The sequence below is a fragment of the Fortiea contorta PCC 7126 genome (assembly GCF_000332295.1).
GTDB lineage: Bacteria > Cyanobacteriota > Cyanobacteriia > Cyanobacteriales > Nostocaceae > Fortiea > Fortiea contorta.
Genome location: NZ_KB235930.1, coordinates 1,419,442 through 1,439,117 on the forward strand (window position 1 = coordinate 1,419,442; position 19,676 = coordinate 1,439,117).

General features: G+C 42.5%; 20 protein-coding genes. 12 read left to right on the plus strand and 8 right to left on the minus strand.

All coding sequences use genetic code 11. The features are described from left to right. Nucleotides 1-19: 19 nt before the first annotated feature. Entirely contained in the window at nt 20-466 is a 447-nt protein-coding gene (locus MIC7126_RS0106810; RefSeq protein ID WP_017652384.1) for a hypothetical protein, read from the minus strand. Between the two features lie 108 nt (nt 467-574). Continuing rightward, on the minus strand, nt 575-1,741 hold the full coding sequence (locus MIC7126_RS0106815) for an anhydro-N-acetylmuramic acid kinase (RefSeq protein ID WP_017652385.1): 1,167 nt from the start codon (nt 1,739-1,741) through the stop codon (nt 575-577). A gap of 283 nt (nt 1,742-2,024) precedes the next feature. Between MIC7126_RS0106815 and MIC7126_RS0106820 the strand changes: the two genes are divergently transcribed. Continuing rightward, complete coding sequence (locus MIC7126_RS0106820) at nt 2,025-2,813, plus strand: FHA domain-containing protein (RefSeq protein ID WP_026100080.1); 789 nt, start codon at nt 2,025-2,027, stop codon at nt 2,811-2,813. Between the two features lie 84 nt (nt 2,814-2,897). Here the strand turns inward: MIC7126_RS0106820 and recA are convergent, their stop codons facing one another. Next, on the minus strand, nt 2,898-3,974 hold the full coding sequence (gene recA / locus MIC7126_RS0106825) for a recombinase RecA (protein ID WP_017652387.1): 1,077 nt from the start codon (nt 3,972-3,974) through the stop codon (nt 2,898-2,900). 288 nt (nt 3,975-4,262) lie between these two features. Between recA and MIC7126_RS0106830 the strand changes: the two genes are divergently transcribed. From MIC7126_RS0106830 to MIC7126_RS0106845, 4 genes are all read left to right on the plus strand, one after another. Then, nucleotides 4,263-4,676 carry a secondary thiamine-phosphate synthase enzyme YjbQ gene (locus tag MIC7126_RS0106830; protein WP_017652388.1) on the plus strand — a complete coding sequence of 138 codons (414 nt, stop codon included), beginning with the start codon at nt 4,263-4,265 and terminating at the stop codon, nt 4,674-4,676. A 16-nt stretch (nt 4,677-4,692) separates the two neighbouring features. Further along, on the plus strand, nt 4,693-5,481 hold the full coding sequence (locus MIC7126_RS0106835) for a Nif3-like dinuclear metal center hexameric protein (RefSeq protein WP_017652389.1): 789 nt from the start codon (nt 4,693-4,695) through the stop codon (nt 5,479-5,481). 236 nt (nt 5,482-5,717) lie between these two features. After that, on the plus strand, nt 5,718-5,933 hold the full coding sequence (locus MIC7126_RS0106840) for a hypothetical protein (protein ID WP_017652390.1): 216 nt from the start codon (nt 5,718-5,720) through the stop codon (nt 5,931-5,933). A 646-nt stretch (nt 5,934-6,579) separates the two neighbouring features. Continuing rightward, a complete protein-coding gene (locus MIC7126_RS0106845) occupies nt 6,580-6,891 on the plus strand; it encodes a DUF6679 family protein (protein ID WP_017652391.1) in 312 nt (103 codons plus the stop codon). Between the two features lie 123 nt (nt 6,892-7,014). Here MIC7126_RS0106845 and MIC7126_RS0106850 read toward each other — a convergent pair whose 3' ends face one another. The 3 genes from MIC7126_RS0106850 to xth all read right to left on the minus strand — a co-directional run bounded on the left by MIC7126_RS0106850 (nt 7,015) and on the right by xth (nt 11,084). After that, a complete protein-coding gene (locus tag MIC7126_RS0106850; RefSeq protein WP_026100081.1) occupies nt 7,015-8,661 on the minus strand; it encodes an MBL fold metallo-hydrolase in 1,647 nt (548 codons plus the stop codon). An 830-nt stretch (nt 8,662-9,491) separates the two neighbouring features. Beyond that, nucleotides 9,492-10,241, minus strand: a complete 750-nt coding sequence (locus MIC7126_RS0106855; RefSeq protein ID WP_017652393.1) for a dienelactone hydrolase family protein — start codon at nt 10,239-10,241, stop codon at nt 9,492-9,494. Nucleotides 10,242-10,283: 42 nt separating this feature from the next. Beyond that, complete coding sequence (xth, locus tag MIC7126_RS0106860) at nt 10,284-11,084, minus strand: exodeoxyribonuclease III (protein WP_017652394.1); 801 nt, start codon at nt 11,082-11,084, stop codon at nt 10,284-10,286. 442 nt (nt 11,085-11,526) lie between these two features. Here xth and MIC7126_RS0106865 point away from each other — a divergent pair, with 442 nt between their 5' ends. The 3 genes from MIC7126_RS0106865 to MIC7126_RS0106870 all read left to right on the plus strand — a co-directional run bounded on the left by MIC7126_RS0106865 (nt 11,527) and on the right by MIC7126_RS0106870 (nt 14,053). Next, a complete protein-coding gene (locus tag MIC7126_RS0106865; protein WP_017652395.1) occupies nt 11,527-12,594 on the plus strand; it encodes a glycosyltransferase family 4 protein in 1,068 nt (355 codons plus the stop codon). A gap of 54 nt (nt 12,595-12,648) precedes the next feature. Beyond that, nucleotides 12,649-12,834 (plus strand): hypothetical protein, encoded by a 186-nt coding sequence (locus MIC7126_RS29100; protein ID WP_081603003.1) that lies wholly within the window; start codon nt 12,649-12,651, stop codon nt 12,832-12,834. A gap of 187 nt (nt 12,835-13,021) precedes the next feature. After that, nucleotides 13,022-14,053 carry a zinc-dependent alcohol dehydrogenase gene (locus MIC7126_RS0106870; protein WP_017652396.1) on the plus strand — a complete coding sequence of 344 codons (1,032 nt, stop codon included), beginning with the start codon at nt 13,022-13,024 and terminating at the stop codon, nt 14,051-14,053. A gap of 21 nt (nt 14,054-14,074) precedes the next feature. On the opposite strand, the gene grxC is transcribed toward MIC7126_RS0106870, so the two are convergent. Then, nucleotides 14,075-14,389 (minus strand): glutaredoxin 3, encoded by a 315-nt coding sequence (gene grxC, locus MIC7126_RS0106875; RefSeq protein ID WP_017652397.1) that lies wholly within the window; start codon nt 14,387-14,389, stop codon nt 14,075-14,077. A 230-nt stretch (nt 14,390-14,619) separates the two neighbouring features. Here grxC and MIC7126_RS0106880 point away from each other — a divergent pair, with 230 nt between their 5' ends. The 4 genes from MIC7126_RS0106880 to MIC7126_RS0106895 all read left to right on the plus strand — a co-directional run bounded on the left by MIC7126_RS0106880 (nt 14,620) and on the right by MIC7126_RS0106895 (nt 18,145). Then, nucleotides 14,620-14,913 (plus strand): hypothetical protein, encoded by a 294-nt coding sequence (locus tag MIC7126_RS0106880; RefSeq protein WP_026100082.1) that lies wholly within the window; start codon nt 14,620-14,622, stop codon nt 14,911-14,913. A gap of 5 nt (nt 14,914-14,918) precedes the next feature. After that, entirely contained in the window at nt 14,919-15,326 is a 408-nt protein-coding gene (locus tag MIC7126_RS0106885; protein ID WP_017652399.1) for a type II toxin-antitoxin system VapC family toxin, read from the plus strand. Between the two features lie 332 nt (nt 15,327-15,658). Next, nucleotides 15,659-16,696, plus strand: a complete 1,038-nt coding sequence (gene glpX, locus MIC7126_RS0106890; protein ID WP_017652400.1) for a class II fructose-bisphosphatase — start codon at nt 15,659-15,661, stop codon at nt 16,694-16,696. A 162-nt stretch (nt 16,697-16,858) separates the two neighbouring features. Further along, nucleotides 16,859-18,145, plus strand: coding sequence for a glutamyl-tRNA reductase (locus tag MIC7126_RS0106895; RefSeq protein ID WP_017652401.1), 1,287 nt, complete (start codon nt 16,859-16,861; stop codon nt 18,143-18,145). A gap of 149 nt (nt 18,146-18,294) precedes the next feature. On the opposite strand, the gene MIC7126_RS0106900 is transcribed toward MIC7126_RS0106895, so the two are convergent. Continuing rightward, nucleotides 18,295-19,641 (minus strand): TldD/PmbA family protein, encoded by a 1,347-nt coding sequence (locus MIC7126_RS0106900; protein WP_026100083.1) that lies wholly within the window; start codon nt 19,639-19,641, stop codon nt 18,295-18,297. Nucleotides 19,642-19,676 lie beyond the last annotated feature (35 nt).

Consider the following 19,676-nt stretch of genomic DNA (forward strand, 5'->3'; position numbering starts at 1 on the left):
TTTGTTATTTGTAAAAGTTTTAGGTGTATTGACGCTCGATACTGGCTTCTATTGTACTGTCTAAAAAATGACCAGCCAGGATACCACTACTTAAATAATATGTATTATCTGATATTCTATATAGGGTTTCAAAGCCAGTACGACGTTGGCGATCGCCTAGTACCCAGTAGCGCTGCACTATTGTGGATAGACCAATCCAGCCTTCGCCTTCAATCTGACCCAAAATATTGTGTTGCAGTAAAAAAGTGTACTGACGTTCATCGCTATGTAGATAACCTTTATACTGCATGGATATTTCCTGGCGATCGCTACCAGGAAAAATTAACTTTGTGGCCATAGTGAACCAGTTATCTCGATTCCAAGCCACCAAGGTCATCCCCTTAACGCTTATTGGCATAGCATTACGTTCTAGCCAATTTCCTTGTATTGTCCAGCGTCCGGGCTGCATTAAAAAAGTGTGCACCACTTTGTCGGTTCCTTGTCTTCGAGTTTCACCAGGAACATAGACAGAAAAATGTTCGGTGATAAATCAGTACAGTATAGCCTTGAGATTTTGTCTGTGAAAGTATAGCAGCTATGTTGCTTGATACGCCGGGTGTACTTCTCCTAATGGTATTTCCTCAAAGGCACCGGTGGCTGCGGGGAGGTTTCCAGGAAGGTTCATTTGTCGCCAGTAGGCGAGAACTGCAAAGGCGATCGCTTCTTTAAAATCTGCATTCAAACCTGCTTCATCGGTGGTCAACACTGGTATTGACGACAACAAAAACTGTAAGCGTTGCTTTAAATAAAGATTGCGACTACCACCACCACATAATAATACTTGCTGGGGCATTTCCGGTAAAAACAGGCGGTAACTGTGAGCAATAGAAGCGGCTGTTAGTTCTGTCAGTGTCGCCAAGAAATCCGCTGGGCTGAGTTGATGCGGTTCGGCGTCTTGTAAACATTGTTGCAAATAGCTCACACCAAATAGCTCTCTACCAGTAGATTTCGGTGGGGGTAGGTGAAAGTAATCTTGGTTGAGCCATTGTGCAACTAAATTTAAACAGGGAGTACCGCTAGCTGCCCATTTGCCATCTTGATCATACGTCTTTGCACCTGCACTTAAGTGCTCTACCGCTAGATCCAGTAGGCTATTTCCAGGCCCAGTATCCCAACCCCGAATTTTAGAGAGCCACTCACCATGGCGTGGGGGAATATACGCAACATTACCGATACCGCCAATATTTTGAATACAACGCCCTGCTTGGGGATGACTAAGCAAAAAGGCGTCAACTCTGGGTACTAAAGGGGCGCCATGACCGCCAACAGCAATATCTGCGACGCGAAAGTTACTGATGGTGGTAATTCCTGTCTGGTGAGCAATCAAAGCACCACGACCAAGTTGTAAACTGTAACCCAATGAAGGATGGGGCGGTCGATGGTAAACAGTTTGACCGTGGGAACCAATTAAGGTTGCTGGCTGTTGACCAATTTGGATATCTTGGGCGGCTTGAGCAAAGGCTAAGGCGATCGCATCATCTATCTGTGCTAATTCTGCCATGGAGATGGCATCGCCAGCACAAACCGCTAAAATTCTTTCCCTGAGTTGGGCGGGGTAGGGATAGGTGGCTCTAGCGACTAACTCAATTTTGAGATCGAAATCTGTACCGATAATTTCTACCAAAGCGGCGTCTATACCGTCTACGGATGTGCCACTAATTAAACCAATAACACGAGTGATGCTCTGATTTACTGAAGACATTGACACAGATAGGTGTTTGTGTGCATGGGGTAGTTGATGACATCAAACTTCCCCTGTGAAAATTTTATGTTTTTTTCAGGGCGATCGCTCTTGCCTGATTTCGTTTTTCCGGCTCGGTCGCAAACACATACTACTATTTTTGCTTTTTTTGTAATTGCATAATAAAATTTTAATAATTAGGGGTTTCTTTAAAAACATTCTTCATATTTTTTAATTAAGTGTTACATAAAATCTCTGAAAAACCCGATATGTGTTCCTGTTACTGACCTCAGAGGAAATATTCATGACCGAAATCAGCAAGTCGCGTGTGTTCGCAGTCAAAAACTCGCCGATAATGGCCGAGTTACAACAGCAAGAACTAGAAAGGCAATTGAGTTTATTTCAATTATTTCGCAAGTTGTATGAACACCACAGCGACCTTTTAGAGGAGATTTTCCAGTTAGAGAATATAAAACAGCGATCGCTCAGGGGTGTCGGGAATTATTATATACAAGGTGTCGTAGATGCTTCTGCGGTATATCTGATGACTAACCTCAGTGAAAAAAAGTCACAAAGGTTACAACAACCACAGGGAATTTGGACAATAGGCAGTGATAGCAATAGCGGAATTCAGATTGCTGAAGCGTATTTATCTGAGCGTCATGGGGCTATTCAATACGTTGAAGGACAAGGTTTTTATTTAATCGACTTTAATAGTACTAACGGCTCCTTCGTCAATGGTGAGCCAGTGTATCAACCGACACTCATTAAAGATGGCGATCGCCTGCGATTAGGTGGTATAACTTTTAATTTTTTCGAGAATTCTACCTGTTGCACTCTACCAACTGTGGCAGTAGAATTACTGATGCAACTTGTACCTCGCCTGGATAGCGATTCAGCAACTTTGGTGAATATTCACCAAGACATATCAAATCAACTGACTCCGATACAGAACGAAGTCATAGAAGTTCACCGAGAATCCAGCTTAATTGCAGATTTGGAACCTGAGCGATTAGATAGCTTCACCGCAGAGGAGAAGTCAGAAATTTTAGACCGTTTATTTCGCCAACAAGCAACTGATAATTGCCGTTAAAAATTAGCAAATTTCCAACAGTTTTATTATTAACTTCAGATAATTTATAATTCAAGGTGGGAAAAACCCACCTATCTCTCGTGCTTATTCTTCTTCTAATTCGATTTCTTCCTCTTCTTCATCTTCGCTAGACTTAGCCACAGAGTTAGCAGAAACCACCGCTCCTTTATCGAGTTTTTCACGCACTTGCTGTTTAATTTTTTCCGCAAATTCGGGTTTTTCTTCTAAAAACTTAATCGCATTGTCTCTTCCTTGGGAAATGTTATCACCGTTGTAGCTGTACCACGCACCTTTGCGGAGTAAAACCCCGGTTTCTTCCGCTAAATCCACAAGACAACCCAAGGTGGAAACCCCTTTACCAAAAATAATGTCAAACTCGGCGATTCTAAAAGGTGGTGCGACTTTATTTTTCGCAACTTTGACTTTAACTCTGTTCCCAAATTCGTCTGTACCTTTCTTCAAGGTTTGAATCCGGCGAATATCTAGGCGCACCGAAGCGTAAAATTTCAATGCGTTACCACCAGTGGTGGTTTCTGGGCTACCGTAGGTGACACCGATTTTTTGTCGCAACTGGTTGATAAATATTACCGTACAGCCAGATTTACCTATATTCCCAGTAATTTTACGTAGAGCTTGACTCATTAACCGCGCTTGCAAACCAACATGAGCATCGCCCATATCGCCTTCAATTTCAGCGCGGGGAACCAGTGCTGCTACTGAGTCAATAACGACAATATCCACTGCTGCAGAGCGGACTAACTGATCGACAATTTCTAAAGCTGATTCGCCAGTGTCTGGTTGGGAAACCAGGAGATTTTCAATATCCACACCCAATGCTTGGGCGTAGGTAGGATCAAGGGCGTGTTCAGCATCAACAAAGGCGGCTATACCGCCATTTTTTTGCACTTCAGCGAGGGCGTGTAGGGCTACTGTGGTCTTACCGGAACTTTCGGGGCCATAGATTTCAATCACCCGTCCTTTAGGTAAACCGCCACCTAATGCTAAATCTAGGGTGAGCGCCCCTGTGGAGATTGTCTCTACCCGCATCCGGGTTGCATCACCCAAGCGCATGATTGCTCCTTTACCGAAGCTGCGCTCAATCTGGTTTAGTACAATGTTTAGCGCTTTTTGCTTGCCAGAAGTATCGGTGTTGGTAGCCATTAGAGCCTCTAAGTGTTGGTTGGGGAGTCTAAGTAGAACAGATATACTATTTTAGCTAGAAATTATTGAGAATAGGGCTTGCTAAATTAAAAATATAAGTGTGACAAGATTTTAGCGCGATCGCTACCCGATTTGGGTGCTCCAGCAAAAATATACTAACTTGTATTCAGAGCTAGCTTTGGGCAGCGGGTTAGCGAGTAGTCTCCAGCATTGATAAGTTTAGTAAAGTTACCTGCTCCGTTAACTGTGGCGATCAGCTAAATATCAATCTTCGTCGGTGTTCTGCAAATGACTCATTACCAAAAGCTACTGAGAGTTTCCACAACTGGCAAATCCTTCTATAATATCACAGCCAAAATTGCGGCGATCGTTGCTGAATCGGGGGTAGAAACGGGATTGTGTACTTTATTTTTACGCCACACTTCCGCTAGTCTGGTGATTCAAGAAAATGCTGACCCTGATGTGCTGGTGGATTTAGCCGATTTCATGGCTAGACTTGTCCCCGAATCTGGTAAGTATATTCACGATGCTGAAGGTGCTGATGATATGCCAGCACACATTCGTACTGCGCTGACTCACACCTCGGAACATATCCCGATAAATAGCGGTTATTTAGTGTTGGGTACTTGGCAAGGTATCTATATTTGGGAACATCGTCAACGAAGTCACACGCGGGAGTTGGTTGTGCACATTTCGGGATAAATCATTTGTGTTTGTCATGAAAATAGCTGATTTAATTAGTTGGTTTGAAGCATGGGCTAATCCGGCTTGGTGTGAAAGCTGGGATAATTGCGGTTGGCAGGTTGAGCCAGGGGTTTTGCAGTCTGAGGCTAGGGTTTTGGTCTGTTTAACTCCGACTTTGGCGGTGATGCAAGAGGCGATCTCTCTTGGTGCTAATCTGATATTTGCTCACCATCCGCTGATTTTTAACCCTCTCAAATCTCTACGCACTGGAGAGGCGATCGCAGAAATGATCAGGTTGGCTTTGATTCATAATATCGGTATCTACAGCGCCCATACTAATTTTGATCAAGTCGATGATGGTACGGCTGACGTTTTGGCGCAAATTCTAGAATTGCAAGCAGTTTCTCCTGTAGTATCAACCCAAACAGGTTTGGGTTATGGGCGGGTGGGGTCGCTTGCGCCTGCTTTAACTTTAGAAGATTTACTCTCATTGATCCACAAGCGGCTTGCGCCCGCCCACCTGCTAGTTTCGCCAATTGCAGATTTGCAACAAGTCATTTCCAGAATTGCTGTTTTGGGTGGTTCGGGGGCTAGTTATATTTCAGCGGTGGTGAAAACTGGGGCTGAAGCTTATTTGACGGCTGATTGTAAGTTCCACCAGTTCCAAGAAAGCCGCGATCGCCATCTGATTTTAATCGATGCTGGACATTATGCCACTGAACGCCCGGCGTGCGATCGCTTAGTACAAAAATTTCGCTCTCTTCACGTCGATTGGGTGCAATTGAGCAGCAAAGATGAGGATTTCCGCTGGTTTTTTCCTTAGTTCCAGATCTATTGTTTATTGGTGGGGTAAATTCAGACTTCAGACTTCAGACTTCATACTTTAGTTAACCGTGTCATTACGTTATTTTCACGATTATATTGCGGTACTGATTTCTGTGATAAAAATCACATAAAGATGTAATTATGATCACTACCCCATTTGTTCCATGTCAATCAGCAAAGTAAAAAAATGTTTCACACTGGAGGTAATAAGTAGCTCAATCTGCCCTGATGACCATGATTCGCACACTTGTTGAATCTGCTTTCCAAACTGGATGTCTTAGCGTGGCGTCTGAAGGTTTACTTTATCAAGTGCTAGCGAGCAAGTGCTATCGACAGGATGACTTGGCAGCGATCGCGGCTTTGTATGATGCTGTTCATGCTGGACAAATTAAACGAGAAGCACCCACAGAATTGCGACTGGAATTTCCCATAGGGCGCAAATCTTGCTGATACTCTCGCAACAAGAGGAGACGGGAAGTATAATAGCCACCAAACACCAGTAACTCAAAACTTTAAGGACGCCATTGTTTGCGAAGAAACCACTAAAAATGCCCAGCCCTACTCAATAATTACTCATTGAGCCGCCAGAATCCGGGTGACACGGCTCCAAGTTTTTTTTGGCTATAGTTCTAAATACAGTTCAGGTAAGCAAAAGAATGAGTTAAGATCAAATACATAGGGGCAAAAGTACAGCCGAGTTACCGGACTTCCCAGCAATGCCAATAAATACAAGTAGGCAACTCAAACAACCGCAATCAACACTTGTTTTGGAGTATCTATTGTTACATAATGGTAGGAAGAACTCACCAGCAAGTATTAACCTGGTTAGGAAAACTCCCGAATTGTATGACTTCTATGAAGCAGACATTCGTTTTCATGAGCCTTAACGAGAATTAGGGCAACTGGTACAGTAGATGCTAGTTTACGATCCAAAATTTTCCCAGATTTTGACAACCACGAGCAAGTCTTTGAATTGGATCATAAAGATGTACTGTTACTGAACCGGAAAGCTACTCTCTCACGGGCGTTATGTAATGGGGTAAAACCCAGATTTTGACAGGTTTAACTACGTTGTTTATAAAGGCAGAAGCAGTACATGCTACACCGCAAGATTTATCAGTTGTGTTGCGATGGGCGGGAAGTATGCGTATTCTTGCGGGACCAGCAACGCTGGATCGAACGCGCCCGCATCATCGACATAGAGGGAGATTTAGTCACCCTACGTTATGAAACAGACGAAGAGGACGAAGTCTGTTCTTGGGAAGAGATGGTTCGTCTCGAAAGCATTGGCGCTGTAACACAAAAATTAGCTTCGGTGCCACGCGGTAATGTAGAACCACTGATGACTGAGGACTGTCCCGAAGCCGAACGCATCCGCAACCGTTACACAGATTCAAATCCTGAATAGGTGAAATAATCGCAGGTCGAGAGTCCAGTGTCAATATTTCCGCCCTGGACTTTTGGCTTGTTGAAGAATTATTGTGACAAAACCATCAAGGGGCGGGGTTTTCCCGCCCTTAATCATTCTCAATTACTTTTCATGATCATTGAGGCGCTCAAAAGCCGGGCAATAACCTTCCAGTGTGACTCTAAAATTATAAAGCGGGGAAGAGGAGTTCCAGCAGCGCTGGCCTCGCTGATATCGGCACGTACCACAGCATTCTATATCATTCCAAGCAAAGCGATCGCTATTTTGGTTGAGCAGTTCTCGCTGCGACAATCCCCGCAATACTAATTCTTCTCCTTGCCAACGAGCTTCAATTAATCCAGTATCAGCAAATTGTTGCCAACGCGGATCAGTGGTGATAGTTTCAGGAATGGTTATTGTGACTACAGTTCCCAACTCCGTCAGCTCACCTTCGTAATTGGTTTCTGGTGCAGCAGGTTGTAAAAATGTCTCGCCAATGTGTAATTCTACTAAAATGCCCGCGGCTGGAGAATGGAGATGATAACGGTTTTGTAGTTCTTCTAAGCTGGTGAGGTCTGCTAAATAAGAGGGTGAACCGTGGATGAAAACGACATGTTGCGGACGCAAATTATGAATTAGCTGGGTTGTACCTGGCCCGTCGCTGTGTTGCGCCAGCAAATAACTTTCTATGGTTGTGGGCGCTGGATATGTTTGATTAACTTGGATATCAATTTTTTCCGGGAGCAGAATTAGCCAAGGGCCGCTGTCTGGTTGACAGTATTGGCTGAAATCGGCTGTGGAATCGGTGAGGACGATACAGGGCGTATGTCCTACAGCTTGACGATGTTCTGCTTGCAAACGACGCACGCGGGGACGCACTCGTTCATCCCAAAATAACGGTTGATGGCGGGCGAAATTCTGTACTGATGAGGGGAGATGGGGTAAGAGTTCTAGATAAGCATCGCAGCCAATAGCAACAGCACCATCAACCCAAATGTTTAAGTCGCGTCCGGTGAAGTGGTGATGGCTGCGTAACAACATCAACAGTTCTTGACCTAGCCCTAATGCGGGTGTGGGGAGTAATACTGAACAATTATCCGCGATCGCGCGATGAATTCGCTCTGCTAATTGGTTTTCTTGGTGGCGACGGTGGGTGTGACGAGATGTGCCATAAGTACCTTCAATGATTAACACATCTAAGTCTATTCCCCGTAATTCTTCTAAACGCAGACCTTCAACCAACCGCGAGTTAGATAAGAAAAAGTCTCCTGTATACAGTAGCTTGTAACTCCCCTCTGAGTTGGTATAAGTGAGTAAAATTGCTACTGCCCCTGGTAAGTGTCCAGCGGGAAATAATTCTGCTACTAAACCTTCTTGAAATTCTACAGGCGATCGCAATGGCAAGGCCTGACAAAATTGGGGAATTTTTGATAAACCTTGGTCTAACCAATTGAGCGACAGCAACTTACTAGTTACCTCGCTACTATATATAGGTAAAAGTGGGAAGGCTTGATGGAGTGCCAGCAGTCCTCTAGCATGATCTGGGTGAGCATGGCTAACTAAGACCAAATCCGCTGGTGCTAACTGAGTTAGTCCCTGAGCCAGAGATGAAATCTCACCCAAGCCGCAGTCTAGCATAATGCGGTATGGCCCCATCCGCACTAATAGACATACACCCTCATCGTGATGCTGAACACTATAAGGCAGACATTCTAATTCGCTTGTCTCTGTAGTGTCAACGCGAGAGGACGCCGACAGCTTATCCCTCATGCTCTCTTCCCCTCAAACCTCTTAATCATGGATATGTCACAAAAGTCAAGAATTATGGAAATTTTGGTTTTGTGACCATAGGGGTATATTTACTAGTCCGCCCCTACACCCTGAAAATGCAGATTTTGATGAGGGAGGACACCTCCGCCGAATCCCCGTTGTTTCGGTAAAGTTAAGTAATGAAAAGTCCTCAATCTGGTGGGTGAGGGATTTTTCCCTTCACCTGCGTGCTTGGGGGAATTTTGGGGGATTGGCCGCTAAATTTTAGTCTTTGCTCAATGTGCAGAGCCATTGCCATGATAGTTATCTGAATCATAAAAGCCATTTTTCGTGCCAAAAAATAAGCACGAAATCGTAAATATAACGGTTAATCCAGCTAAAATTAGCTTTACATCCATTTGATTACTGCCCTCGGTGAAAGACCTTCATATATTAGTGTAGTGATTTCCCTAGGAAACGAAATCACCAGAAAATCTTTACTATGGTTAGGTGGATTGAGCAATAGGTAAATTTACTTCATTCAGACAGATTGTAAAACTTTTTGGTGCGTATGTCTATGGTGAAATATGAAGTATGAAGTATGAAGGATGAAGGGTGACGTGGTGAAAGTTTGTGTAAAAATATTTCTGCTGCTTTGCTAACGTCACGTAGTGGTTTATTGAATTCGGGCGATCGCTCATTAAAAAACTCCACCCACAAGGAAATGGAGTTTTTGGGTCTTAATTCAACTTCCGAAGAAGTTTAAAGCCTACACAAAAAATATGCCGATTGCGTAAATCCTAAAATACCCTGATTCGAGAATTATCCTTTGTGTTAAAGGGGTGTGGGCTTTAAATGTTTTGCAGGTTGGTGTGGAAAAGTTGTAAAACTTGTTTCCAAGCATCAGCTGCTGCTGTGGGGTTGTAGCTGGCGCGATGGTTGCAGAAAAAGCCGTGGTCGGCGTCTGGATAGCGAAACACAGCGTGAGGGATTTGGTGTTTTTGTAATTCTGATTCTATCTGTTGTGTGTTTTCTAAGGTAATTCCCTGGTCTTCTAGTCCAAAAAAAGTGTAAATGATACTTTTGATTTCTGAGGTGCGGGTGATGGTGGGTTGACCACCACCGGGTGTAAAGGTGGGAATACCGCCACCATAAAAGGAAGCTGTAGCTTTGATATCTGGTAGTGTGGCGGCTAAATAAACGACATGACCACCAAAACAAAAGCCTATAGAACCGATCGCATTTGGATTAACATTGGGTAAGTTTTGCAAATAAGCGATCGCTGCGGTAATATCACTTAATAATTCATCGGCTGTAGTTTGGTCTTTGTATTTTCTCCCCAATTGCACATCTTCAGGAGTGTATCCCACCTCAAAACCAGGAGCAGTGCGTTGAAATATGGCGGGGGCGATCGCTACATATCCTTCTTGTGCTAACCTTTGAGTTACTTCTCGAATGTGAATATTCACCCCAAATATTTCTTGGATGACAATTACAGCGGGGAAAACCCCCTCATTTGCAGGTTCAGCTAAATAAGCATCGATTTGCAAATCCCCATTAGAAATTTGAATTTGACGGGTATGAATTTCTGTAGTTGTCATTTATCAGAATTGTAGGTATATTTACATTTCGTAATATACTCCCTACTTTCCATTCCCCACCGCTAATTCCACAATTACTGGTGCATGATCACTAGGTTGAGTCAACTTTCTCGGTGCAACATCAATAATGCAACTTGTAGCACGTTCATACAACGCCGGTGTTAGATAATGATGGTCAATTCGCCAGCCTAAGTTGCGCCGAAAAGCTGCTGTGCGATAATCCCACCAAGTGTAGTGTCCACCTTCAGTGGTAAATTTGCGAAAAGCATCAGCGAATCCTAGAGATAAAATATTCCTTAAGGCTTGACGTTCTGGTTCTGACGCCATGATGTGATTTTCTGGATTCACTTTATCATGAATATCTATGGCTTCTAAAGCAATATTAAAATCGCCACAAACACAGATAGCTGATTGTGATGTCAGCAGTAATTTTAAATACTCTTGCAAAACTGCTAACCATTTGAGTTTATAAACATATTTTTCGCTCCCCACAGCAGAACCATTAGGTACATAAAGATTAACAATCCGAATTTGATTAATGACGCCAGTAATCAATCGTTTTTGTGCATCTAGTTCTGGCTCTAAATTGGGTATGATGGGTTGAAAACTTGTACTGATGTTTGTCAGTGGTTGGCGACTGATGAGAGCGACGCCATTGTAAGCCTTTTGTCCAGAGAAATAAACGTGATAACCCAGTGCTTCTAGAGGCGATCGCGGAAAATCGCCATCAATAACTTTTGTTTCTTGTAAGCAGAGGACGTCAACAGGATTTTGTTGTAACCAACTGCTCACCTGTTCTAGGCGAATCCGAATTGAGTTCACATTCCACGTGGCTATTTTCATTAGTTAATTATCAATAATTCTCACCGACCATTAATTATGAATTAATATTAATTGAGCAAATTTTTAGAATCATTTAATAATTATGTAATATCTAGTATTTATGCCCTGTTCCTCGTAAAATGACTTGTGAATGATTGATCCCAAAACAAAATTTAGTAGTGTTGGCTACACTTTTTTTTGTTTGGTAGGTTAAGTTACAGAATAGCATAACTGCTTATGATCCCCAAGATAGATGAAACTGAGAAAGAGGAGGTTATAGATTAGGAGAGTGGTTGCTGAGTGGCGATCGCTGAGGGCGAAAAACTTTTTGTAGTGAGAAAAGTAAAGTTAACTAATAAGTTAATTAAACTTAACTAAAAAATCAGTACAAATCTTTTACCCTCATCAAGTTATCTGAGTTCTCAACTAGAGAACTGTTTCATAGGTTGAACCAAGACAATTTATGAAAATCGCTCAAGTTGCGCCTTTATGGGAACGAGTTCCACCTCCTAGTTATGGAGGAATTGAACTGGTGGTTAGTCAGTTGACCGATGAGTTAGTGCGTCGCGGTCATGAAGTAACCTTGTTTGCTTCTGGTGATTCACAAACTTTGGCTAATTTAGAAGCAGTTTGTCCATGTGCTTTGCGCCAAGACCCAAATGTCGAAGACTATGCAGTATATGAAAAGCTGCAACTAAGCCAAGTTTACCAGCGAGCAATGGAATTCGATATTATTCACTCCCATGTAGGCATTTCGGCATTACCTTTAGCGAGTTTGGTTTCAACACCAACCGTGCACACCTTGCACGGTAACTTCACAAAAGATAACGAGAAGATTTTTAGCCAGCACCAAAAGCAACTCTACGCCAGCATTAGTAGGGCGCAACGTCAAGTTAACTTAAACTATGTTGACACAGTTTATAACGGCATCAATCTTGAAGATTATCCATTTCAAGAACAACCACAAGAACCGCAATATTTAGCATTTTTAGGACGTTTTTCGCCAGAAAAAGGCCCGCATCATGCGATCTCTATTGCAAGACAAACTGGTCGGCGGTTGAAAATGGCAGGAAAAGTTAACGTCAGCGAGTCTGAGTTTTTTACAAAAGAAATTGTCCCCTACATTGATGGTCAGCAAATTGAATATCTGGGTGAAGTCAGCCACAGGGAAAAAGCTGAACTTCTAGGAAACGCAGCCGCAACTCTGTTTCCTATCACTTGGCAAGAACCTTTTGGTTTAGTCATGATTGAATCAATGGCAACTGGTACACCAGTCATCGCCATGAATTTTGGTTCAGTACCAGAAGTGATTGTTCATGGGAAAACGGGTTTTGTTTGCCAAAGCTTTGAGCAAATGGCTCGCGCTATTCCTCGCGCTTTGGAATTAAATCGACAAGCCTGCAGAGAACACGTAGCAACTAACTTTAGCCTGAGCCAAATGGTTAACGGCTACCAGATGATTTACGAACAAATTTTAAAAGATCGCATAGACTTGAATGGGCGCATTCGTGCTATGAAATTCCGCTTTTAATCAACAAATTTTTTGTAAATTTTCATCAACATTTTTTTCAGGGAGGACATCCGTATGAGTATGAGAGCTAATATCTGTCCATGTTGCGGTGGTTCCCTCCTGCGTCATGTGCGTCAGAGTGAACTTTATTGGTTTTGTCAATCTTGTCGCCAAGAAGTACCGCTATTAACTATTAGTCGGTTATCAAATGTAGATACTCGCAACACAACAGTAACTCCCCAGCCTACAGCTAATAGTTAGTGATTTATGTGATTAATTTTGATGAGTTTGTAGTTAGCGTTTAAGCCCTCAAAAAGAAGAGAATTAAAGTCTTGACTACGAATTAACATCCAAAAGAACTCATGATATATCCACCGCTAGCCCTTTGTGCCTCTACATCTCCTACGCTTCCTGATAAAATCAGGTGAATAGATTTAGGTAAAAAACTGTGCTAGCGGCGTTGCTTTATGGTCAAGAGGATTTGCGCCTAGAGGAAGTTGCTGATCCGACACCATCTGCGGGTGAGGTAGTGATTCAAGTGGGAGCAGCTACTACTTGTGGCACAGATTTAAAAGTTTGGCGGCGCGGTGGTCATGCGAAAATGCTAAAGCCGCCAACACTATTTGGTCATGAAGCTGCAGGTAGAATTGTCGCTTTAGGTGCGGGTGTTCAAGGTTGGGAAATCGGCTCACGCGTTGTTGCAAACAACTCTGCCCCATGCACGAAATGCTTTTTTTGTCAAAAGCAAGAATATTCTCTGTGTCCCAACTTAACTTGGAATAACGGTACATTTGCAGAATATCTAAAAATTCCCGCCCCGATTGTCCAGCATAATATGTTGCTGATTCCCGACGATTTACCAGATGAATTAGCGGCGATGACGGAACCTCTAGCTTGTGTTTTACATGGTATCGGGCGTTCTCACATTCAACCTCAAGACCGAGTAGTTGTCCTAGGAGACGGCGCGATTGGGTTAATGTTCGTAGCCGCATTAGCTGACGCTGGTGAAGCTGAAGTCTGGTTGTGGGGAGGTAGTGACCACAGGCTAGAAATTGGTAAAAAACTCGGTGCGGCTGAGACTTTTAATTATCATCAAAACCCTGATATTGCTGGTGTAGTCAAACAACTTACCCAAGGATGGGGTGCAGATGTGGTCATTGAAGCCACCGGAGTTCCTAGTGTGTGGGAAAGTGCGATCGCTTGTGCTCGCCCCGGTGGCACTGTAAACTTATTTGGTGGTTGTCCGCGAGATACTACCATTACCGTCAACACAGAACAGTTACACTACAGCGAGCTGACTCTCAAGGGCGTATTTCACAACACACCAGCATATGTCAGATTAGCTTTAGCGCTGATTGCTAGTCGCAGAATTGCATTTGAATTACTGATTAGCGAACAGCGCCCGTTAAGAGATTTAGCCCAAGTTTTTTCTGATATGAAAGCGCGGAAAGTGATTAAGGTAGCGCTGAATAATTCGTAATATCTTTTTTGGGAAGACGAACTACGAATGAGAAATTACTAACAGGGTATCAAGTTGACCTTGACTATCTAATTTATAAAGGTCATCGCAACCGCCGATGTGCTGATTATTAATAAAGATTTGTGGTACGCTGCGGCGTCCATCGGCGCGTTCAGCCATTTTTGCTCTCGCTGCTTCGTCACCATCGATTTTGTATTCGGTGAATTGTACACCTTTCCACCACAGTAGCATTTTAGCCCGGATGCAATAAGGGCAAGTTTGCCAAGTGTAGATTTCCACGTTGGCTTTGACACGCTCTGGATGACGATTTAATAACTGATTGAAGAAGTCTAGCATATTGATTTTGCTGCTTTTTATTTAGCTAGTTGATGCTGTTGCTCTAACTCTACATAACTGAAAAACTTTTGTCTATTCAAGCGATCAATTTGTAATTTTCTATGAGTTAATTTAAATTTGACGCCCAAATAGAGGCTATGATAGTACTGAAGCAGGTATTATTTTTTTTTGAAAAATATCATCTTCAGCAAACTATAATTCAATTTTATTACAAAACAGAGGATATATTTATGCCAGAAACATCTAACTATACTCAAGAACTCACAGACCGCATTTCACCCATTGTAGACAAGCTATTTCAAGGTAGTACCTTTTATAAGGTGCGATTGAAAAAGCACGAAAGAATTGAGGATTTAGTCAACCTTTTTGGCGAGTTATCTCCTGAAGTGTTTCGAGCTATTTCTGACCAGGAATTAAGAATAAGAATTGATAAATTATTAGTTTTAAAAGCAGTTTCTGGGACACTTAATGATTTGACGCCAGAGCAACTGAGGATATTTGATGAAGCTGTGGAAGGAAGATAGAGATAGTGAATTATTTACTAGATACCAATATTGTTAGTTATATTCTCAAAAGAAATATCAATCTAGAAAAAAAGCTACAAGCAGTAACCACTGTAGGAGAAGCGGTTTATATTAGCTGCATCACTTACTACGAAATAAAAAGAGGTTTAGTTGCTATTAACGCTGTTAAGCAGTTAGCTGCTTTTGATATTTTTTTGCAAAAATATGAAGTTGCATTTTTGGACGAGATCAAAATTATCGAACAAGCCTGTAAAATCCATGCTGATTTAAAAATAAAAGGCAGACCCATACAAGATGCTGATGTTTTGATTGCGGCGACAGCAATTGTACACGGTTTAGTTTTAGTCTCCAATGATTCTGATTTAGTGAGAGTCGAAGGACTAAATTTAGAAAATTGGCTACAAAATATATAGATCTGAGAAATACACTTAACCGTGAGTGGTGGAACTGTAGCGCTAACAAGCCATATTCAGCGCCAAGATAAAAATTGAAGATCACTAGCAAAAAATTTAGGCATTGACTTTAGTAAAATTTAAACTCAACTTGTCATCCGATAGCTGTTAAAAACAGTAATTTTATCTAAAAGAAAGTATTAAAAATAGCATTGTCAACAGTAATCAGTAGCAAAACTTAACATAGTCGCTGACGCAGACTATTTTCCACGTGTATCCGCCCTTTGGTAGACTTAAAGACTGAAATAGGTACATGAAACTACGGCAAGTCAAGCAGTTTAGAGGGCGACTCTGTGGAAAATACACTTGGGTTAGAGATTATTGAAGTAGTAGAGCAAGCCGCGATCGCATCCGCTAAATGGATGGGTAAAGGCGAAAAGAACACTGCAGACCAAGTAGCAGTGGAAGCGATGCGGGAGCGGATGAACAAAATCTACATGCGCGGTCGCATCGTTATTGGGGAAGGAGAAAGAGACGACGCCCCTATGTTATATATCGGGGAAGAAGTCGGTATCTGTACCCAGCCAGATGCTAAAAACTACTGTAACCCAGACGAATTAGTCGAAATTGACATTGCCGTTGACCCTTGTGAAGGTACAAACTTAGTCGCATACGGTCAACCCGGTTCGATGGCTGTGTTAGCGATTTCCGAGAAAGGCGGATTATTTGCAGCACCAGATTTCTACATGAAAAAATTAGCAGCACCCCCAGCGGCTAAAGGTAAGGTAGATATCAACAAATCAGCCACAGAAAACCTCAAAATTCTTTCGGAATGTCTAGACCGCGCCATTGATGAATTGGTGATTGTCGTTATGAAACGCGATCGCCACAATGATTTAATCAAAGAAATCCGTGACGCTGGCGCCAGAGTGCAACTGATTTCTGATGGTGACGTCGGCGCAGCCATCTCCTGCGGTTTTGCTGGTACTAATATCCACGGCCTGATGGGTATCGGTGCGGCGCCGGAAGGTGTCATCTCCGCAGCCGCTATGCGTGCTTTAGGTGGACACTTTCAAGGTCAACTGATTTACGATCCAGAAATAGTGAAAACAGGCTTGATTGGGGAAAGCAAACAAGCCAACCTCGACCGTCTCAAGTCAATGGGTATCACCGACCCTGATAAAGTCTACGATGCTCATGAGCTTGCATCTGGTCAAACCGTTCTGTTTGCCGGTTGCGGTATTACCAGCGGAAATTTGATGCAAGGTGTGCGCTTCTTCAAAGGTGGCGCGAGAACTCAAAGCTTGGTTATTTCTAGCCAATCCAAAACTGCTCGGTTTGTAGATACCATTCATTTGGTTGACGAGCCTCAGACAGTGCAATTGTACTAATAGTTCGGGAATGGGGTTAGGGGTTAGGGACTAAGGAATAGCAACAACTAGGGGCTAGATGAGAATTTTTGGAATTTCTCACCTCTGACCTCTGACCCCTAACCTCTAACCCCTAACTTCTAACCCCATTCCTCATTCCCATTACAAAATTACTGATAAGAAATGAATATAGCAGTTGTGGGGTTGAGCCATAAAACAGCCCCAGTGGAAATTCGGGAAAAATTGAGTATTCCTGAGTTACAAATTGAAAGTGCGATCGCTCACCTCCTCAGCTATCCTCATATTGATGAAGTGGCAATCCTCAGCACTTGTAACCGTCTGGAAATTTACATCGTCGCCTCGGAAACTGAGCATGGTATCCGGGAAGTTACACAGTTTCTGGCTGAATATAGCAAATTGGCTACACCATCTCTGCGACAGCATTTATTTATGTTATTGCATGATGATGCGGTGATGCATGTGATGCGAGTAGCTGCAGGGTTGGATAGTTTGGTGCTGGGAGAAGGTCAGATTCTCGCTCAGGTTAAGCATACTCACAAATTAGGGCAGCAATATAGTGGTATAAAAACAATTTTAAATCGGTTATTTAAACAGGCATTGACGGCTGGTAAGCGGGTACGTACTGAAACTAGCATTGGGACTGGTGCAGTTTCCATCAGTTCTGCGGCTGTGGAATTGGCGCACCTGAAAGCGGTAAATTTAGCTGCTTGTCGAGTCGCTATTCTCGGCGCGGGTAAAATGTCACGACTGCTAGTGCAACATCTGATTTCTAAAGGTGCCGGGCAAATTACAATTTTAAATCGCACCCGCGATCGCGCTTTAGAATTGACTAAACAGTTTCCTCAACAACCAATCAAAATTCATTTGTTGTCGGAGATGTTATCTGTAATTGCCGAAAGTGACTTGGTGTTCACTAGCACTTCTGCAACAGAGCCGATACTTGATCGCGCCAAATTAGAAATGGTTTTAGCACCCAGCCAACCGCTGATGCTGTTTGATATTTCTGTACCACGTAACGTGCATACAGACGTCAACGGCTTAACTAACGTCCAGGCCTTCAATGTAGATGATTTAAAGGCTGTAGTAGCGCAAAATTACGAAAGTCGCCGCAAAATGGCTCAGGAAGCCGAAAAAATCTTAGATGAAGAAGTAGAAGCTTTTGATGTTTGGTGGCGCTCATTAGAAACTGTGAGCACTATTAGCTGTCTCCGCAATAAAATCGAAACTATCCGCGAACAAGAATTAGAAAAAGCTTTGTCGCGTTTAGGTTCGGAATTCGGAGATAAACATCAAGAAGTGATTGAAGCTTTAACAAAAGGCATAGTTAACAAAATCCTACATGATCCGATGGTGCAACTACGCGCACAACAGGATGTGGAAGCTAGACGCCGATGTATGCAGACTTTGCAAATGCTGTTTAATCTGGATGCAGAGGAACAGTTTAGCTGAAATGAGGGGTTAGGGATTAGGAATTAATTTCACTAATCCCTGCCAAAATAAAACCCCACTGGTGGGTGGGGAAGGTAATTCTGAAAGCAATCACTTGATAGTATAATTGTACTATAAAAGTGGGAATTATGACAAGCGATTGCATCTTTCTACAGGGTGTAGGTAAAATCATTAACCAACATCCCAGGAACCGAACTACCTCCTAGTTGACGGCTTTCATAGGTTCCGACTTCGGGAATGAATTCTGGAAAATTAGTTAGTTCTAGTAGGTTATCTCCCCAAAAACGATAGAGACTTTCATCAAATCGCAAATCTTCAATGGGGGCGATAATTTCTCCCTGTTCCACCCAAAAACAGGCATAGCGAGTCATACCTGTAATTCTACCAGTTTGGCGATCGCTCCAATTCAAATAATGCAGATTCGACGCATACAATCCAGTATCTAAACTTGATAAAATCTCCTCATTTGCTAAACTTCCTGGGCTGATTTCTGGCGCCCGTAAAGACTCGGAACCATTAGCACCATTGGCAGTTTTAGCATATTCCTTAGCAGTGCGAGAATTGACTAAAGAATTAACCAAAATTCCTGCATTAATTATAGGTAATTCTGGTGCAGCCATTTCTCCCAATTGATTAAAACGCGGTACTAATCCCCGCTGAAAATTTTCTTTTAAACTAAATTTTGGCGAAAGTTGTTTTTCCTGACGCGACAAAGGCGCTAAAGCACTATTTCCTTGTTGGATATCCGCTTCACTGACTCCACCCCAAGAAAGCATACCCAATAAATCAGCAACAGCAGCAGGTGCAAAATAAGTTTTATATTGTCCCTTGAGTAATTTTTTAGCTGGACGGGAAAGCAATTTTAGTTGCTTTTTTGCTGCATCAATTTTCTCTACATAAGCAGCTTCATTCCAATCACTACCAGCAAAAGTGCCTTTCACCGCTTGCCCAGAAGGGATAAATAAGGAATAATCTAAAGTAAAACAATCAGTAGCAAACCAGTGTTTTTGTCCCTGAGAATCTCCATAAGCTTTAATTACCACTCCCCCAGCATAGATACCAGTAAAATCTAATTCGGCAACTTGTTCTAACACCGTTTTTGCAACAGATTCCGCTGCTAACAATTGCCCAGAATGAACTTCTCTACTGGTGTTGTTACCAGATGGTAAAACTAGATATGGATCAACTGGTAAAAGATTAATTTCGGTGCGGAGTTCCCGCAATGCTTGGTATGCCACTTGCCAGTCTAATTCTTCATTTCCAGTAAATGGAAAGTGTCGAAAACTGCTGCGTTGATTTGCCATTAAAGTTAATTCAACCCAACCGTCAGCAACACAACCAGTTTGCCTAACTTTAGCATGATTAAACCGAGTAAATTGACTGCGTTCACTGCTTAATTTCACAGTGAATTCTTCACCCTCTGCTTTTTTAATCAGTAAAGTTTCAATTAATTGATTAAAGCTTTGTTCTAGGGTAGATAATTCGTTAATTGTCATGGGAATCAAGGAATATTGATATAATTTCATACTTC

Bases quoted from the DNA above. Each gene is read 5' to 3' on its own strand.
- MIC7126_RS0106815 (WP_017652385.1), bottom strand. From the start codon at position 1,741: ATGTCTTCAGTAAATCAGAGCATCACTCGTGTTATTGGTTTAATTAGT.
- MIC7126_RS0106820 (WP_026100080.1), top strand. From the start codon at position 2,025: ATGACCGAAATCAGCAAGTCGCGTGTGTTCGCAGTCAAAAACTCGCCG.
- recA (WP_017652387.1), bottom strand. From the start codon at position 3,974: ATGGCTACCAACACCGATACTTCTGGCAAGCAAAAAGCGCTAAACATT.
- MIC7126_RS0106830 (WP_017652388.1), top strand. From the start codon at position 4,263: ATGACTCATTACCAAAAGCTACTGAGAGTTTCCACAACTGGCAAATCC.
- MIC7126_RS0106835 (WP_017652389.1), top strand. From the start codon at position 4,693: ATGAAAATAGCTGATTTAATTAGTTGGTTTGAAGCATGGGCTAATCCG.
- MIC7126_RS0106840 (WP_017652390.1), top strand. From the start codon at position 5,718: ATGATTCGCACACTTGTTGAATCTGCTTTCCAAACTGGATGTCTTAGC.
- MIC7126_RS0106845 (WP_017652391.1), top strand. From the start codon at position 6,580: ATGCTACACCGCAAGATTTATCAGTTGTGTTGCGATGGGCGGGAAGTA.
- MIC7126_RS0106850 (WP_026100081.1), bottom strand. From the start codon at position 8,661: ATGAGGGATAAGCTGTCGGCGTCCTCTCGCGTTGACACTACAGAGACA.
- MIC7126_RS0106855 (WP_017652393.1), bottom strand. From the start codon at position 10,241: ATGACAACTACAGAAATTCATACCCGTCAAATTCAAATTTCTAATGGG.
- xth (WP_017652394.1), bottom strand. From the start codon at position 11,084: ATGAAAATAGCCACGTGGAATGTGAACTCAATTCGGATTCGCCTAGAA.
- MIC7126_RS0106865 (WP_017652395.1), top strand. From the start codon at position 11,527: ATGAAAATCGCTCAAGTTGCGCCTTTATGGGAACGAGTTCCACCTCCT.
- MIC7126_RS29100 (WP_081603003.1), top strand. From the start codon at position 12,649: ATGAGTATGAGAGCTAATATCTGTCCATGTTGCGGTGGTTCCCTCCTG.
- grxC (WP_017652397.1), bottom strand. From the start codon at position 14,389: ATGCTAGACTTCTTCAATCAGTTATTAAATCGTCATCCAGAGCGTGTC.
- MIC7126_RS0106880 (WP_026100082.1), top strand. From the start codon at position 14,620: ATGCCAGAAACATCTAACTATACTCAAGAACTCACAGACCGCATTTCA.
- MIC7126_RS0106895 (WP_017652401.1), top strand. From the start codon at position 16,859: ATGAATATAGCAGTTGTGGGGTTGAGCCATAAAACAGCCCCAGTGGAA.
- MIC7126_RS0106900 (WP_026100083.1), bottom strand. From the start codon at position 19,641: ATGACAATTAACGAATTATCTACCCTAGAACAAAGCTTTAATCAATTA.